We start from the raw sequence: 15839 nt of genomic DNA, 5'->3' as shown, positions 1-15839 counted from the left end.
ACATGCATAAAGACGAAGATTGAGGTTTGCCATGCAGCTCTTTCCTTGCCCATTCTGCGGCCCGCGCGACGAAACCGAATTCCACTATGGCGGCGATGCCGGTAATGCGCGGCCGGACGGTGCCGACGTGCCGATCGAGCGCTGGGCAAACTATCTCTATCTGCGCGGCAACCCGAAAGGCACGGCGCGCGAAATCTGGGTCCACATGAACTGCGGCGAGTTCTTCGTCATGGAGCGTGACACTGTCAGCCACAAGGTGCTGTCCTCGGCCGCTCTCGACGGGGAGCACGCGGCGTGACCGCCTCGCGTCTTGCCACCGGCGGCAGCGCCATCGACCGGTCGCGCCCGATCCGTTTCAGCTTCGACGGCGCCACCGTGCACGGCTTTGCCGGTGACACCATCGCCTCGGCACTGCTGGCGGGTGACGTCGCGGTCGTCGGCCGCAGCTTCAAGTACCATCGGCCGCGCGGCATCTGGGGCGCAGGCGTGGAAGAACCGAACGCGCTGGTCGATATTGGCGGCCCGCGGGCGACGCCCAACACGCGCGCCACGACCGAGCCGGCGCGCGACGGGCTGGTGGCGAAAAGCGTCAACGCCACGCCCAATGCGCTGACCGACCGCAACGCCTTTCTCGACCGCTTTTCGCGCTTCATCCCGGCGGCCTTCTACTACAAGACCTTCATGTGGCCGGACTGGCACAGGTTCGAACCGCGCATCCGCGCCATGGCGGGGCTGGGCAAGGTCGATGCGGACTGGACCTCGCCGGGCACGGCCGACCAGATCAACCATCATTGCGACGTGCTGGTGGTGGGCGCGGGGCCGGCAGGGCTGGCGGCGGCAAGACTGGCGTCTGGTGCTGGTCTGACCGTCACACTGGTCGACGACCAGCAGAGCCCCGGCGGATCGCTTGGCCATCGTGCCGGTGAGATCGACGACAAACCGGCGGCCGCCTGGATTGCGGAGACGGTTGCAGCACTTGGCTCGGCCGGCCAGATGATCCTGCCTTCGACCACCGCCTTCGGCATCTACGACCACAATCTGGTCGGTCTGAACCAGCGCCATTTCGACGGCCGGCCGGATACGCTGTGGCGGGTCAGGCCGCGCCGGATCGTGCTGGCGACCGGCGCCATCGAGCGGCCGTTGCCCTTCGCCAACAACGACCTGCCGGGCATCCTATCGGCGGATGCGGCGCTCGCCTATCTCCGGCGCCACGCTGTGCTTGTCGGTCGCCGCATCGTCGTCGCCACCAACAATGACAGTGCCTATGAGGTGGCGGAGGCGCTTGCCGAGGCTGGCGCCGAAGTCACGCTTGTCGACATCAGGCACGACGGCACGCCCGCCGCACCGGCCAATGTGCGGCTGGTCAAAAGCCGGGCCCTCGCCTCCGCCAGCGGCAGACAGCGCGTCGACGGTGTGACGCTCGACGACGGCACCAGGTTCGATGCCGATTGCGTGCTGATCTCGGGCGGCTGGACGCCGACCATTCATCTCTTTGGCCAGGCCAAAGGCAAGCTCGCCTGGAGCGAGGCGCGCGCGGCCTTCCTGCCGGGCGATCCGGTCGACGGCATCGCCGTGGCAGGTGCGGCAGCCGGTGCGGTCTCCTTGTCGGATGTGTTTGCTGGCGTGGGAAAGGCATTCGCCGGCCAGGGGAACGCGGCAACACCACGCAGCACCGGGCCGGAGGCGACGGGCGGCATTCTGGCGGCATGGCCGATGCCGGGCTCGAAAGGACGCATCTGGATCGACTACCAGAACGACGTGACGGTGAAGGACGTCGAGCTTGCGGCGCGCGAAAACTTCGTCTCGGTCGAACATCTGAAGCGCTACACCACGCTCGGCATGGCGACCGACCAGGGCAAGACCTCCAACCTGCCCGGCCTGGCGCTGATGGCCGGGATCACCGGCCGCACGGTGCCGGAGGTCGGCACCACCACGTATCGGCCGCCGTTCACGCCGGTGCCGCTGGCAAGCTTTGCCGGCGCGCGCGTCGGCGAATTGATGGCGCCTGTGCGGCGGTTGCCGCTCGAAAACGTCCACCGCGCCAGCGGCGCCGTCTTCCAGGAATATGGCGGCTGGCTGCGCCCGGCCCACTATGGCGGCAGCGCGGACGCGGAGCGTTCGATCGCGGACGAGGCGCGGCGCGCCCGTCAATCCGTGGCGCTGTTCGATGGTTCGACGCTCGGCAAGATCGAGGTGATCGGACCGCAGGCGGCGGCGTTTGTCGATTTCCTCTACTACAACACCATGTCGACGCTGAAACCGGGCCGCTGCCGCTACGGCTTCATGCTGTCGGAGAACGGCGTGGTCTTCGACGACGGCGTGCTGGTGCGGCTGGACGAGCATCGCTTCATCGTGTCGTGCTCTTCCTCGCATGTCGCTGCCGTGCATGCGCGGCTGGAGGAATGGCGCCAGGACCGTTTTGGCCGCGGCGCCGTCTACATCCACAACGCCACATCGGACATGGCGACGCTGACCGTCTCGGGGCCAAACGCCCGAAAACTGCTCGAAGCGCTGGACCTCAGCCTCTCGCTCGACGATGCCGACCTGCCGCATATGGCGGTCGGTCATGGAACCTATGCCGGCGACGAAGTCCGCATCGCCCGCGTCAGCTTCACCGGCGACCGGAGCTACGAAATTTCGATCCGGGCCGATCGCGCCGAGCCGTTGTGGGCGCGACTGCGCCAGGCCGGCCAGGCGTTCGACGCCGTCGTCATCGGCCTCGAAGCGCTGATGATCCTGCGCGCCGAGAAAGGCTTTATCGTCATCGGCAAGGACACTGACGGCACCACGCTGCCGCACGATCTGGGCGTCAACGGCCCGCGCGCCAAACGCCAGACCGAGTTCGTCGGCCGCCGCTCGCTGTTCACCGAAGAGGCCTCGCGCGGAAACCGCATGCAGTTTGTCGGGCTTACGGTGCCGCAAGGCGAAGCGCCGCTGCCGACCGGCGCGCACGGCATCAAACGGAGCGACGGCAGGTTGCGCAGCCAGGGCTTTGTCACCTCGAGCTACCAGAGCCCCACGCTTGGCCGCCCGGTTGCGCTTGGCATGATCGAGCGTGGCGCGACGCGCCATGGCGAGACGATCGACATCCAGCATCTCGGTAAGATCAGCAAGGCGACGATTGCCACCCCTTGCGCCTTCGACCCGGCAGGAGACCGGCTGCATGCGTGATCTCGCGGAAAAATGGTCCGTTGCACCGGACTGGCAGGGTGCGGTCATCAGCACGCCTGGCCTCGCGGTGCGGGCAATCTCCGGCCTCGACCAGTTGCTGGTCAGCGGCGATCTCGACGCGTGGGCGCGGGCTTCCGGGGTCGACGGGACTGGCGTGGGTGCCTTTGGTGCGGCACAGGGCGACCGCTATGCGGCGCGGCTGGCGCGCGATCGGCTGCTTGTCGTCTCCAACAACCCGCTCGCCATCGCCACAGGCTGGCACGCAGAAGGGTTCGCGGTGACGGCGATCAGTGCCGGGCTGCAAGTGTTCGAGGTCGAGGGCACAGCACTCGACGCCTTCATCGCACGGGGGACGACACTCGATCCCGCGAAGCCAAGCGCCAGTGCAGCTCTGTCTTTCGCCGGCATCAGCGCCATCGTCTATCGCCATGAAGACAGGCTGCGCATCCATGTCGATCGCGGTCTTGCAGCCTATCTCTGGACATGGATGGAAACGGCAGCCGGCAACATCGCCGCCGGATCAGCCGATTAGCTGGCGACCCGTCAGAGCGTGAACGACCAGAACAAGCAGGCCAGTGTCGCGGCGGCGAACACCACGAAGAACAGGCTGCGCAGCAGCACGTTGCGGCGTAGTTCGTTCATGACGAAGTGGCAACCGACGATCGCCGCCGCAAACAGGAACCGCCAGTTCAGCAATGCCCACACGGCGCTGCCCTGGCCAAAAGCCCATCTGGCGGCGAGACAGCCGACGATTGCCGCGAACAGCGCAATCACCGTCCAGAAGATCGCGTCGGCGGCATGGGTCAGGACGATGCCTGCCGCCCTGATCGGCAGGATCATCATCAGCATCGCGCTGAAGAAATAGACGGCGGCAATCGGGATGAACACGCCGGCGTCGGCAATGCCGTCAAGGCGCCTGACGCCGATCGCGCCATAGGGATAGCCGTGCCTGGCCACAGCCAGGCTCAACGCCATGAGCAAGGCGGTCAGCACGGCGACCAGTGCGAAGGAGGTGAGGGCTTTGCTCATGACGTTCCTGTCCCAGACGAATCAGACAGGAACGTTTTTAGCGGGCGGTCGTAAATTGCGCGTAAGCGAGGGCGCTGCCCTCGCCTATTTCGAACACGGCACGATCTGGCGACGGCAAGCTATTCGGCGGCGATCCTGCCTGCCGAGCGATTGGCCAGCACGAAGCCGACCTCGTCGACCGCCTGCGCCGCACGCTTCAGGATCGCCTCGGAGCGCAGCACGCCGTCGGTGAAATCCTTGTCGGTGGCGTAGACGGCGGTCGGCAACGCAAAAGCCTCGAAGAAGCCGAACAGCGGCCGCAGCTGATGTTCGACGATCAGGGCATGACGCTCGCCACCGCCGGTCGCCGTCAGCACGACGGGCTTTCCCCGCAATGCCGCCGGATCGATCAGGTCGAAGAAGTGCTTGAACAGGCCGGTATAGCTGCCCTTGTAGGTCGGCGACCCCACGACGAGCACGTCGGCGGCGAGGATTTGTTCCAGGATCGCGCGCGCCTGGCCGTCGAGATCGCGGGCCCATCTCGCCGTTCCCAGCGACGGACCGAGATCCTCGATATCATAGGTGCTCGCAGACAGGCCGTGGCTGGCGGCGATGTCCCTGGTGACCAGATCGACGAAGGCGCGCGTCTTTGACGGCCGGGTGATGTTGCCGGAAAAGCCGACGACTGTTGGGTTTGACATGGCAGTGGGCCTCTTGGATGGTCGAAGGTTTGACGTGGCGGGCCGTCCGCCCGCCGGTGGGAAATCAGCTCCAGGCGTGCAGCGGCGGATTTTCGCCGTTGAGGAAATATTTGCCGAGGATCGAATATTTCCAGCGTACCGGGTCGTGCAGCGTGTGCGTGCGGGCGTTGCGCCAATGCCGGTCGAGATTGTGTTCGGCCAGCGTCGAGCGCGTGCCGGCCAGTTCGAAAAGCTTGTTGGTTGCGGCAATGGCGATCTCGGTAGACAGGATTTTTGCCTCGGCGGTGACGATCTGTGCATGCGCCACCGTCTCGGCGGTCGGCTCGGCCACCGCGCGGTCGATTGCCAGGCCGGCCTTTTCGAGCAACGCCTGGGCCGCGTGCAGGCGCAATGTCAGGTCGCCGATGGCCTGGATGGTGTAAGGATCGTCCCAGGCATTGTCGACGCCGCTGTCGATCCACGCACGGCTCCTGGTCCTGACGAAATGAACTGTCTCGTCGATCGCCGCCTGGGCGATGCCGGTGTCGACGGCCACCTGGATGATCTGGAAGATGGCGCCGTCGGCGGTCGGCTTGTCGTAGCCCTTGTAGCCTGGCACCAGATGCGTCTTCGGCACTTTGACATTGTCGATGATGACGGTGCCGGACAGTGTCGTGCGCTGGCCGAAGCTCGACCAATCGTCGATGACCGTCAGGCCGGGTGCGGCACGGTCGGCGATCGCATACCAGGCGCGGCCCTCGTCATCGAGCGCGACGATCGGCACCAGATGGGCAAGCAGCGCGCCAGACGAATAGAATTTGCGGCCATTGACGACGACGTGATCGCCGGCATCGGTGAAGCGGGTCTCGAAATCGGCGGCGCGCTTGGAACCGAACTCGGAGAAGGCGTTGCCGAACCGCGTGCCCTTCAGCGCTTCGGCGAACAGCAGCTTCTGCTGATCCGCATCGGACACGGTGCGGATGGCAGCGACGACGCCGAGATGGTTCTGGGCAACCTGGCCGATCGAGGAATCCGCCGCCGAGATGATTTCGATCACCTTCGCCAGCGTCGCATAGGAGACCTCCGGCCCGCCGAATGCCTTGGGCACATTGATCGACCACAGGCCGCTTTGCGAGAACGCATCGAGTTCGGCAACCGGCCAGATCCGCTCGCGGTCTCGTTTGGAGGAGTCCTTGACGAATTCGGCGGCGAGCGCGTGGGCGATGGCAATCGCCTCGGCGTCGTCCTTGATGATGTGCGCTGGTTTCGTCGGCCTTGCGACTGGCGGCACGGCGGCGGAAGCGTGGTCGGTCTTGACGGTCGAAACGGTCATTTCAATGCTCCTTCGGATTTCGGTTCAGGCCACGGCATGGAGATGGGCTGGCTTGGCGGCAGGCGATGCCTGCTGCGCCTGCTGCCCGGTGGTCGATTGACCGAGATAAAAGGCCCTGACGTCCTCGCGCTGGCGAAGCTCGGCAGCCGCGCCAGAGAGGACTGAGACGCCATTTTCGAGCACCGTGGCGTGGTCGGCATATCTGAGCGCGACCGCCGAGTTCTGCTCGGCGACCAGGATCGACAGGCCGGTCTCGCGGTTGAGTTTTCTCAAGCTCTGGAAGATGTCCTGGACGATGAGCGGCGCGAGCCCCATCGACGGCTCGTCGAGGACCAGCAGACGCGGCCGCGACATCAGCGCCCGACCAATCGCCGTCATCTGCTGTTCGCCGCCCGAAGTCAGGCCGGACAATGTCCGGCGCTTTTCCCGGAGGCGCGGGAAATAGCCGTAGATCCGCTCGAGGTCTTGATTGATCTCGGCGCGGCTGCCGCTGCGGCCGATACCGCCGGCGACCAGATTTTCCTCGACGGTGAGGCTCTTGAAGCAGTGACGGCCTTCGAGCACCTGCACCAGCCCGGCACGCACGAGATCGCCCGGCTTGCGGCGCGAGACATCCGAGCCTTCATAGCGGATGGTGCCGGAATTGACCTGGCCGCGTTCGGCCGGCAGCAGGTTGGAGACAGCCTTCAGCGTCGTGGTCTTGCCGGCGCCATTGGCGCCGAGCAGCGCCAGGATCTGGCCGCGCCGAAGCTCGAAGCTGACGCCGTGCAGCGCCGTGATGGCGTGGTTGTAGGTGGCATGGACCGTATCCACGGCAAGAATGACGTCATTGTCCGGCATGGGCTCTCATTTCCGTGGTTCGATGAACCGAAACGGGCCGGGCGCCGCGGAAACCGATCCGCAGCGCCAGGCCTTGGCTGATCAGTTGGTGGTCACGGCGTCGGCGTCGTCAGCGGTGCGCAGCTTGATGCCTTTTTCGGCCGCATAGGCTTCGGCGGACTTCTCGATGATCGGCCGCAGCAGCGCCCAGTCCGGCGCGATCCAGTCGGAGACGACGTTCCACTTCTTGCCGTCCCACTGCTGGAAGGTCACGTAGCCTTCGCCTTCATGGTTGTCCCAGCTGACATTGATCGAGTGGAACAGGTCCTTGGCGCCGAGCGCCTCGACCTTGGCCGGATCAAGCTTGAGATGCTCGAAGCCCCAGCGGACCTCGTCGCCGGTCAGCGTACGATGGCCGAACTTCTCCTGCGCGACGCGGATCGCCTCGACATTGAGGATGCCGTTGACGATGCCGAGGTTGTGGTAGACCGAGCCGATGCGAGCCTTGTCTTCCAGATTGCCCTTGCCGGCGCCGTAGACCGTCTTCACGATCTCCTGCACCACCGGGTAGGAGTTGCCGGAAGCCTGCGTGGTGATGGCGGTGTAGCCCTTGGCGGCGTCGCCGGCGGGGATCACGTCCTCTTCGGAATTCGACCAGACATTGCCGACGATATGGTCGACGGGGAAGCCGACTTTCACCGCCGTCTTCAGCGCTACCGGGTTCATCACGCCCCAGCCGCGCAGAACGACGAAGTCCGGCTTGGCGCGGCGGATGGTCAGCCATTGCGACTGCTGCTCGTTGCCGGGATGCGGCACCTCGATCTGCTGCACGGTGAAGCCGTATTTCTGCGCCAGCAGCTCATAGATCGGGATGGTCTCCTTGCCGTAGGGCGAACCGTGATAGAGCACGACGATCTTCTTGCCCTTCAGCTTGTCGATGCCGCCTTCCTTGGAGGCGATGTAGTTCACGATGCCCGACGTCTCGCTGTAGGGATTGAGCAGCAGCGGGAAGACATAAGGGAAAACGCGCCCGTCGGTGGAATCGGTGCGGCCGTGGTTGACCGTGATCAGCGGCACCTTGTCGGCGGTGATGCGGTCGATCATGGCATAGGCGATGCCGACCGAGAGCGGGTTCCAGGCGGCGGCGCCGGCATGGCTCTTCTGCCGCTCGTAGCATTCGACGCCGCGCTCGACCTCGTACTGGGTCTCGCATTCGTCCCAGGTCAGCTTGACGCCGTTGACGCCGCCGTCGCGGATGTTGATGAGGTTGAGATAGTCGATGAAACCGCCGAAGAAGCCGGTGCCGCCGGCCGCGTACGGTCCGACGCGATAGCTCTGCAGCGGGAAATATTGTTCGTCGGCATGCGCGGCGGGCAAGGCCACCGACACGATCATCGCCGCGGATAGCGCCGCCGCCTTGATTGTGCTCAGGAAAGTCATGGTTAGGGTACTCCCGGTATGGGCCGTCTTGGGTTCGGCCTCTGGTTCATTTTCAAATGTCAGGTCGGAGTGGATGCATCGGGCTCAGGTCGACTGCCAGGCGAACAGGAGCCGTCTTCGGACCCTGTCCCACAGGGCCACCAGCCCGTCGGGTTCGAGGATCAGAAAGAGGATGATGAGCGCGCCCAGCACGATGCGCTGGCTCATGTCGAGCACGCCCGAGTCGAAGAGATCGCCGAGCAGAAAGCCGCCGAGGCGAGACAAGCCAAGCGGAAAGACCACGATGAGGGCGGCGCCGAAGAAGGCACCGCGGATCGAAGCCAGGCCGCCGATGATGATGATGAACAGGATCTGGAACGAGCGATCGAGATCGAAGCCGTCCGGCTCGACGGTTCTGAGATAGGCGAAGGCCCAGATGACGCCGGCAACGCCGATGATGAAGGAGGAGATGGCGAAGGCCAGCAGCTTGGTCTTCAGCACCGGGATGCCGATGATGCGGGCGGCGGTTTCATTGTCGCGGATGGCGATGAAGTTGCGCCCGGTCGCGACGTGACCGCCGAGGGCGGAGGTCGTACTGTGCGATGGTCGCGCGGGATAGCGGCGATGGCGCCGTCGAGCGCGCCTGAAATCGACAGCTCGCAGACGCGGCGCGAGAGCCGGAGGAAGAGCTGCCGATCAGCGGCAGGCCTCGATCCAGGTTGAAATATGGCGGCGAGGCGCCGGCCGCCATGAAGGCGGCACTGCCAGCGACATGGCCGATAGCCGGTCAGGTTGATTAAGGCGGCGAAGGCGCCGGCCGCCATGAAGGCGGCAACTGCCAAGCGACACCTGGCCGGCATAGCCGGCAGGATTTCGGCAGCCCGGCGAGGCTGAGCGCCAGGAACGGCAGCAGGCTGGCCGACGCTGCGACGACGCCTGGCCGACCAGGCCGATGGGGCAAGGGATCAGCAGGTCAGTACCTGTGCGACGATCGGATCAGCGCGAAGAGATCCAGCGCGCCGATGGCGCCCGCCGTCGAGCGCGAGCCTGAAATCGACAGCCTCGGCGGCGATGACGCCGGCGCCGAGGGGAGAACAGCGATTGTCAGCGCCATTGCACGAAGAACTGCGCGGCAAGCTCGAGACCGCGAGGTAGAACCTTAGCCGCAGGCTCGCAGGCCGAAGACATGCCGATCGCGGCGGCGACGATGCCGGCCAGGAAGATGCTGCCGATCAGCGGCAGGCCTTCGATCCTCAGGTGAAATTATAGGCGCGAAGCGCCGGCGCATGAAGCGGCACTGCCAGCGACACCTGCGCATAGCCGGCGATGTCAGCCCACGCCGGCACGAGCGCCAGAAGCTCGAGTCGCGGGGGGGCGGATCGCGGTCATCGCCAGATCCTCCGACGAGCTCTGGCCACAGGCGGGGGGGATCAGCAGAAGACCAGCGCGACGACATAGGCGAACCACTCTCGATGCCGCCGCCGAAATAGTCGCCGATATAGACCTCGGCGAGCTTCTCGCTGGCCCCGATCAAGAGGCCGCCGACGATGGCGCCGAGGATGGAATCGAAGCCGCCGAGCACCAGCACCGGCAGCGCCTTGAGCACCACCAGCGACAGCGAGAACTGCACGCCGAGGCGTGCGCCCCATAGCAGCCCCGCCACCAGCGCGACGAGGCCGGCAGCAGCCCAGACGGTCGCCCAGATCAAGGGCAGCCTGAGGCCGACCGCGAGTGCGGCGAACTGATCGTCGGCGACGGCACGGAAGGAGAGGCCGATGCGGGTGTAGCGGAAGAACAGCGACAGCAGGAGAACCATGCCGGCGGCAACCACGGCGGCAAAGATATCGAACTGGCTGATCAGCACGCCGCCGACTTCCAGCGGCACGTCCTCGATGCCGAGATCGAGGCCGTGGACCTGCGTGCCCCAGATCAGCTGGGCGGCGCCCTCGATGATGTAGGACAGGCCGAGCGTCGCCATGAACAGCGTGATCGGCGGCTTGTTGGTCAGTGGCCGCAGCACCGTGCGCTCGATGGCGACACCCATCGCCACCATGATGGCGAAAGTGACCACCAGCGCCAGCGCGAACGGAATGCCGCGCTCGACAAGGCTGACGAAGGTGAGTGCGGCGAACAGCAGCATCGCGCCTTGCGCGAAGTTGAGCACGCCCGAGGTCTTGTAGATCAGCACGAAGCCGATCGCGACCAGCGAATACATGACGCCGGAGAGCAGACCGCCGACGAGCACTTCGATGAAGAACTGGTAGTCGAAATCGGCGATCATATGCCTGCCCCGTCCTCATTGTCCGAGGCGACGCCGAGATAGGCATCGATGACACGCTGGTCGTTCCTGACTTCGTCGGGCGTGGCGTCGGCGATCTTGCGGCCGTAGTCGAGAACGGCGATGCGGTCGGACAGGCCCATGACGACGCCGACATCGTGCTCGATCAGCACCACAGTCGTGGCGAAGCGGTCGCGCGCGGCGCGGACGAAACCCGCCATCTCGCTCTTTTCGCTTGCCGTCATGCCGGCCATCGGCTCGTCGAGCAAAAGCAGGCGCGGCTCAGCGACCAGTGCACGGGCCAGTTCGACCCGCTTCTGCAGCCCGTAAGGCAGCGTGCCGGCAAGGCGATCGCGAACAGCGGTAAGGTCGAGGAATTCGAGGATTTGTTCGGCACGGCTGCGCGAGTCGCGCTGCTCGCCGCGCGAGCGGCCGATGCCGAGCACCTGGCCGGCAAAGTTGGAGCGGACCTTGTAGGCGAGGCCGGAAGCGACATTGTCGAGGACGCTGAGACCCTTGAACAGCGCCAGGTTCTGGAAGGTCCTGGCGACGCCGAGATGCGCCAGCCGCTGCGTCGGCACCTGGGCATAGACGGCGCCGTCGAGCTGGACGTGGCCACGATCCGGCCGATAGACGCCGCTGATGACGTTGATCAGCGAGCTCTTGCCAGCGCCGTTCGGGCCGATGATGGCGCGGATCTCGCCGGGGCGGACCGACAGGTCGAGATCGGCCAGTGCCACGACGCCGCCGAACGACAGGCCGATGCCCTGGAGCGAAAGCAGCGGAGAGGCGACGCCGGCAACGGAGCCGATCGGCCCGCTATTGTCTTCGGACTGCTGCTGCTCCCGCGGGGTTGACGGCAGGCCGCGCGCAAAGACCTCCGGCGCATAGGCGGAAGCCTCCATCACTCCGAGTGTATAACTGGGCAACGGCATTCCAATCGTCCTCGATTAGGCGCGCAAATCCTCATTGCTGCTCGACGGCTCGAGCGCGCCGGTAGCTTTCATGCGTGTGCCGGCCGGAGCCTATCCGGCCAGCCTGTGGGGTGACTACTCAGCCGCCAGCGACGCTGCCGCCTCGGCGTTTTCCAGTTCGCGGACGAGCGGGATGACATGCTTCCCGAAATACTCGACCTCTTCCTGGAAGTGCAGGAAGCCGAGCAGGATGAGATCGGCGCCGGCGCGCTTCAGGTCAACGATGCGTTCGGCGACTTGCCGGGGCGTGCCGATCAGGTTCGAGCGGAAACCGTCATTGTACTGGACCAGATCGTCGAAGGACGATTTCGCCCAATTGCCTTCGCCCTCCGGCGAAGCCTTGCCGGCATTCTTGACCTCGTGGCCAAAGGCGTTCACCGCCTCGGGATTGGCCTTGGCAATGATTTCGGCGAGCACCGCCCTGGCCTCGTCCTCTGTCTCGCGGACGACCGCGAAAGCGTTGACGCCGACCTTGACGGAATGGTTGTTGGCCTTCGCCTTGGCCCTGAGGTCGTCGACCTGCTTGGCGATCTCGGCCGGCGTGTTGCCGTTGGTGAAGTACCAGTCCGAAACCCGCGATGCCATGTCGCGTGCGGCGCGCGATGAACCACCCTGGAAGATTTCGGGCAGCGGCTGCGGCGGCTTCGGCTTCAGTGAATATTCGTTGAAGCGATAGAAATCGCCGCGGAAGGTGAAGCTGTCTTCAGTCCATATTCCGCGCAGCGCACGGATGAACTCCTCCGAGCGGCGATAGCGCTCGTCATGGTCGAGCCAATGCTCGCCGATGGCATGGAACTCGCCACGGAACCAGCCGGAGACGAGGTTGACCGCAACACGGCCGTTGGTCAAATAGCTGATGGTGGCGATCTGCTTGGCCGCAAGCGCCGGGTTCCACGGTCCGGGCAGGATCGCGGCGATGACCTTGAGCGTGGTGGTCGCGGCCAGCAGGTCATGGCTGAACGCCACCGATTCATGCTGCTCGTCAGCACCGTAGCCGGCGGTGAAACGGATCTGGCTGAGCGCATAGTCGAAGCCGGACTTCTCGGCGATCTGCGCCAGCTTGCGGTTGTACTCGGCCGAATGGCTGGTGCGCTGCTCGATGTTGGAGATTACCAGGCCGCCCGAAACATTCGGCACCCAGTAGGCAAACTTGATTGCGTCGGTTTCTGCTTGTGCCATGAACTGTCTCCCATTCAGGCCGTGTCGTTGATCGCTCCGGTCGCGCCGGCTTTCCCCAATATTTATTATGTTTATAGAATATATATACAAAGGAGGATTTTCCGTTTTTGCGGCCCTCTGGGGACGGAAATACCAATTTTATCAGGCCAACCCGGCTTGCTGGGGTCAGCTCGTGACCGAACCACGCGCGGCGTTTGCGCTGATGGTGGCTGGCGTGTCGAGCAGTCTTGCAATCTCGGTCGCGACCGTCTGGGCATGGCGGGCAACCTCGGGCAGGCCCATGAGTTCGCCGAAAGTCCCTCGTGCCAGCGGACCGGCGACGAAGAGTGTCGTGATTATCCTGCCATCCCGGCCGACGGCACGACTGTCGAGACTGGTCTCGATGCCCAACCCGTATTGGTCCGTCCTGATCAGCCCGGCTTCCGCCAGCGAGCTTAGCGCCGGATTCAGTTGCAGTGCCTGCCCATGGGCCGGACCCGTGGTGTTGATGACGGCATCGAAGCGCGCCGTCTCGATCCGCGTCTGCCCGCGCCGTTGAAAGCTGACCGCCAGGCTGCCGTCCTCATCGTTCGATGCGACGAGCCTGGCGGCAATGGTGTCGAACGTGCCGGCTGCGTGACGCCGGTCGAGCACGGAAGCGACCTGTGGAGCGATCCTGAAGCGATGAACGTCCCAGAACACGCGCAGCTGGCGGACCAGCCTTGCCCGCTCCGGCGGGGAAAGTGCGGCCCACAGCACCGGCCCCTGCAGGCGCAACTGATCGAAGACCGACTGCCAGTTGACATTGGCCGCACGCGCCCCCGCCAGCGTCGTACGAATGGTCTTGAGCAGGCCAAGCGCTGATATGGCCGGGGCCGAGGCAAAATCGCCGAAGGGCTCGCCCCTGACATCCGGGTGGCCGCGCGAGCGTAAGCCGCGGCGCGACAACGACAGGATGCGGCCACAATGGCCGCGGCGGTCCAGTTCGGCGACCATGTCGGCCGAGGTCAAGCCAGAGCCGACGATCAACACCGACGCGTCCGGACCGATCCCGGCAAGTGCTGATGGCGCGTACGGATCGGCGATGAAACCCGGCGCTTCCGCCAGGTGGATCAGCGCGGCTGGAATCGCGGGCTGCGGGTGCGTCGCCGCCAGGACGACGATGTCGGTGCCAATTGGCCCACTGGACGTGTGCACGGTCCAGCCCGCGCCACTGGCATCGCGCGTCACGCGTGTGGCGGAACCTTCAACATGATGGACAATGCCGGAATTGAGATAGGGCGCCAGATGCTCGGCGACATAGCGACCGAACACGCGCCGGCGTGGATAGGCGTCGCCATTCTTCCAGATCGCGTCCGCGTCGCGCTCGAGTTCCCCACTGTCCGTCAACCAGCGTGCAAAGTGCTGCGGATCTTCCGGAGCCATGCTCATTCTTGTCGCTGGGACATTGACCCGATGCGCAGGTTCCTTGCTGGAATAGGCAAGGCCGCCGCCAAGCAACGGTCGCGGCTCGATCACGGAAATCGACAGGTGCGCCGGTCGATGTGACCACGCCAGGTGCCAGGCCACCGCCGCGCCGGAAAAACCGCCGCCGATTATGGCGACACGCAACCGGCGGATCGGAGGGAGCGCGTTCATGAAGCGCTGGCGAGCGACTTCGGCCGGTGGTCGCCGGCGATGGTCTCGCCAAACGGGCCGGTGTTGACGGACGAAGCCGCAACTTTGACCGGATGATCGGTCGGCAGTTTCGGCAGCACCAGCTCACCGAAGCGATAGGCTTCTTCCAGATGCGGATAGCCGGACAGGATGAAGGTATCGATGCCGAGACGCCGGTATTCGTCGATGCGCTCGGCGATCGTGTCGGGATCGCCGACAAGTGCGGTCCCGGCGCCGCCGCGCACCAGGCCGACGCCGGCCCAGAGGTTGGGCGCGATCTCGAGCTTCGCGCGGTTGCCACCATGCAGCGCGCTCATCCGCGCCTGGCCGACCGAATCCATGCGGGCAAAGACTTTCTGCGCCGAGGCGATCGTCGCATCGTCGAGCCGGCTGATCAGCCTGTCGGCGGCAGCCCAGGCTTCCTCGGTGGTTTCACGCACGATGACATGCAGGCGAATTCCGAAGGAGAGTTTGCGGCCGGCCTTTTCGGCCAGTTCACGCATGCCATCCAGCTTGCGCTCGACATCGGCGGGCGGCTCGCCCCAGGTCAGGTACTTGTCGATCTCCTGCGCCGCCACCACGGATCCGGCGTCGGACGAGCCGCCGAAATAGAGCGGTGGATAGGGCGTCTGCACCGGCGGAAACAGCAGCCGGCCATCCTCGATGCGGAAATGCTTGCCCTCGTGCTCGACCGTCTCGCCGCTCAACACCCGCTTGTAGATCTGCAGGAACTCCTGCGTCACCTCATAGCGCTCGGCATGCGACAGGAAGATGCCGTCGCCCTTGTTCTCCAGCGGGTCGCCGCCAGTGACCACATTGATCAGCAGGCGTCCATTCGAGATGCGATCCAGCGTCGCCGTCATGCGCGCGGCCAGCGTCGGCGACTGCAGGCCCGGCCGCACGGCGACAAGGAAACGCAAGCGCTCGGTCAGCGGCACAAGCGCCGATGCGATCACCCAGGAATCCTCGCATGCCCGACCGGTCGGCAGCAGCACGCCGTAGTAACCCAGCGTGTCGGCGGCCTTCGCCACTTGTGTCAGGTAGGGCAGATCGACGGCTCTGCCGCCTTCTGTCGTGCCGAGATAGCGGCTGTCGCCATGCGTCGGCAGAAACCAGAGCACCTTGATGTGTTCTGGCACATCCCGGCTCATGGCCTTTCTCCTGCTGCCTGGCGGAGGCGGCCGGATATCCCTGCTTTGGCTAAGGGCGAGCGCAAAAGAGTAGGCATGGCGTGTCCTGTCCGAGGAAAACCAGATCGCAAGTGCAGATTGCTTATTCCACAAATTCTGTAGAGTTAGTTTATTCTAAATCCGCTGACGGGATTAGAAATTCTCTCCATCCGC

The 15839-nt window shown here is 65.1% G+C and carries 12 protein-coding genes and 2 pseudogenes; 3 read left to right on the top strand and 11 right to left on the bottom strand.

Annotation, left to right across the window (positions count from 1 at the left end; translation table 11 throughout):
- Positions 1–31: 31 nt before the first annotated feature.
- From EJ076_RS07190 to EJ076_RS07180, 3 genes are read left to right on the top strand one after another with little or no spacing between them, the layout of a single operon-like run.
- On the top strand, positions 32–298 hold the full coding sequence (locus EJ076_RS07190) for a sarcosine oxidase subunit delta (RefSeq protein WP_126067416.1): 267 nt from the start codon (positions 32–34) through the stop codon (positions 296–298).
- Positions 295–3171 carry a sarcosine oxidase subunit alpha family protein gene (locus tag EJ076_RS07185; RefSeq protein ID WP_126067415.1) on the top strand — a complete coding sequence of 959 codons (2877 nt, stop codon included), beginning with the start codon at positions 295–297 and terminating at the stop codon, positions 3169–3171. The genes EJ076_RS07190 and EJ076_RS07185 overlap by 4 nt, the downstream gene beginning before the upstream one ends.
- A complete protein-coding gene (locus EJ076_RS07180; protein WP_126067414.1) occupies positions 3164–3703 on the top strand; it encodes a hypothetical protein in 540 nt (179 codons plus the stop codon). Before EJ076_RS07185 ends, EJ076_RS07180 begins: the two co-directional genes overlap by 8 nt.
- Before the next feature lie 11 nt (positions 3704–3714).
- On the opposite strand, the gene EJ076_RS07175 is transcribed toward EJ076_RS07180, so the two are convergent.
- From EJ076_RS07175 to ssuD, 11 genes and pseudogenes are all read right to left on the bottom strand, one after another.
- Positions 3715–4200, bottom strand: coding sequence for a hypothetical protein (locus EJ076_RS07175; protein ID WP_126067413.1), 486 nt, complete (start codon positions 4198–4200; stop codon positions 3715–3717).
- A 119-nt stretch (positions 4201–4319) separates the two neighbouring features.
- Positions 4320–4880: an FMN reductase gene (gene msuE / locus EJ076_RS07170; protein WP_126067412.1), complete on the bottom strand. Its 561-nt coding sequence runs from the start codon at positions 4878–4880 to the stop codon at positions 4320–4322.
- 64 nt (positions 4881–4944) lie between these two features.
- Positions 4945–6192 carry an SfnB family sulfur acquisition oxidoreductase gene (locus tag EJ076_RS07165; RefSeq protein ID WP_126067411.1) on the bottom strand — a complete coding sequence of 416 codons (1248 nt, stop codon included), beginning with the start codon at positions 6190–6192 and terminating at the stop codon, positions 4945–4947.
- A gap of 24 nt (positions 6193–6216) precedes the next feature.
- Positions 6217–7032 (bottom strand): ABC transporter ATP-binding protein, encoded by an 816-nt coding sequence (locus tag EJ076_RS07160; RefSeq protein WP_126067410.1) that lies wholly within the window; start codon positions 7030–7032, stop codon positions 6217–6219.
- Between the two features lie 81 nt (positions 7033–7113).
- Positions 7114–8451, bottom strand: a complete 1338-nt coding sequence (locus EJ076_RS07155; protein ID WP_126067409.1) for an ABC transporter substrate-binding protein — start codon at positions 8449–8451, stop codon at positions 7114–7116.
- Between the two features lie 84 nt (positions 8452–8535).
- Positions 8536–8994 (bottom strand): annotated as a pseudogene (locus EJ076_RS07150) (branched-chain amino acid ABC transporter permease); the annotation flags it as partial.
- A gap of 866 nt (positions 8995–9860) precedes the next feature.
- A pseudogene (locus EJ076_RS07145) lies at positions 9861–10711 on the bottom strand (branched-chain amino acid ABC transporter permease).
- Positions 10708–11643, bottom strand: coding sequence for an ABC transporter ATP-binding protein (locus EJ076_RS07140; protein WP_126067408.1), 936 nt, complete (start codon positions 11641–11643; stop codon positions 10708–10710). The pseudogene EJ076_RS07145 and the gene EJ076_RS07140 overlap by 4 nt, the downstream one beginning before the upstream one ends.
- Before the next feature lie 114 nt (positions 11644–11757).
- The gene (gene sfnG / locus EJ076_RS07135) at positions 11758–12861 is read right to left on the bottom strand and encodes a dimethylsulfone monooxygenase SfnG (RefSeq protein ID WP_126067407.1); all 1104 of its coding nucleotides are present in this window, start codon (positions 12859–12861) and stop codon (positions 11758–11760) included.
- A 165-nt stretch (positions 12862–13026) separates the two neighbouring features.
- Positions 13027–14478: an FAD/NAD(P)-binding protein gene (locus EJ076_RS07130; RefSeq protein ID WP_126067406.1), complete on the bottom strand. Its 1452-nt coding sequence runs from the start codon at positions 14476–14478 to the stop codon at positions 13027–13029.
- On the bottom strand, positions 14475–15647 hold the full coding sequence (ssuD, locus tag EJ076_RS07125) for an FMNH2-dependent alkanesulfonate monooxygenase (RefSeq protein ID WP_126067405.1): 1173 nt from the start codon (positions 15645–15647) through the stop codon (positions 14475–14477). The genes EJ076_RS07130 and ssuD overlap by 4 nt, the downstream gene beginning before the upstream one ends.
- Positions 15648–15839: the final 192 nt, after the last annotated feature.

The organism is Mesorhizobium sp. M7D.F.Ca.US.005.01.1.1 (assembly GCF_003952545.1).
Taxonomy (GTDB): domain Bacteria; phylum Pseudomonadota; class Alphaproteobacteria; order Rhizobiales; family Rhizobiaceae; genus Mesorhizobium; species Mesorhizobium loti.
Note: the sequence above shows the minus strand (reverse complement) of the source record. Positions and strands in the feature narration are given on the sequence as shown.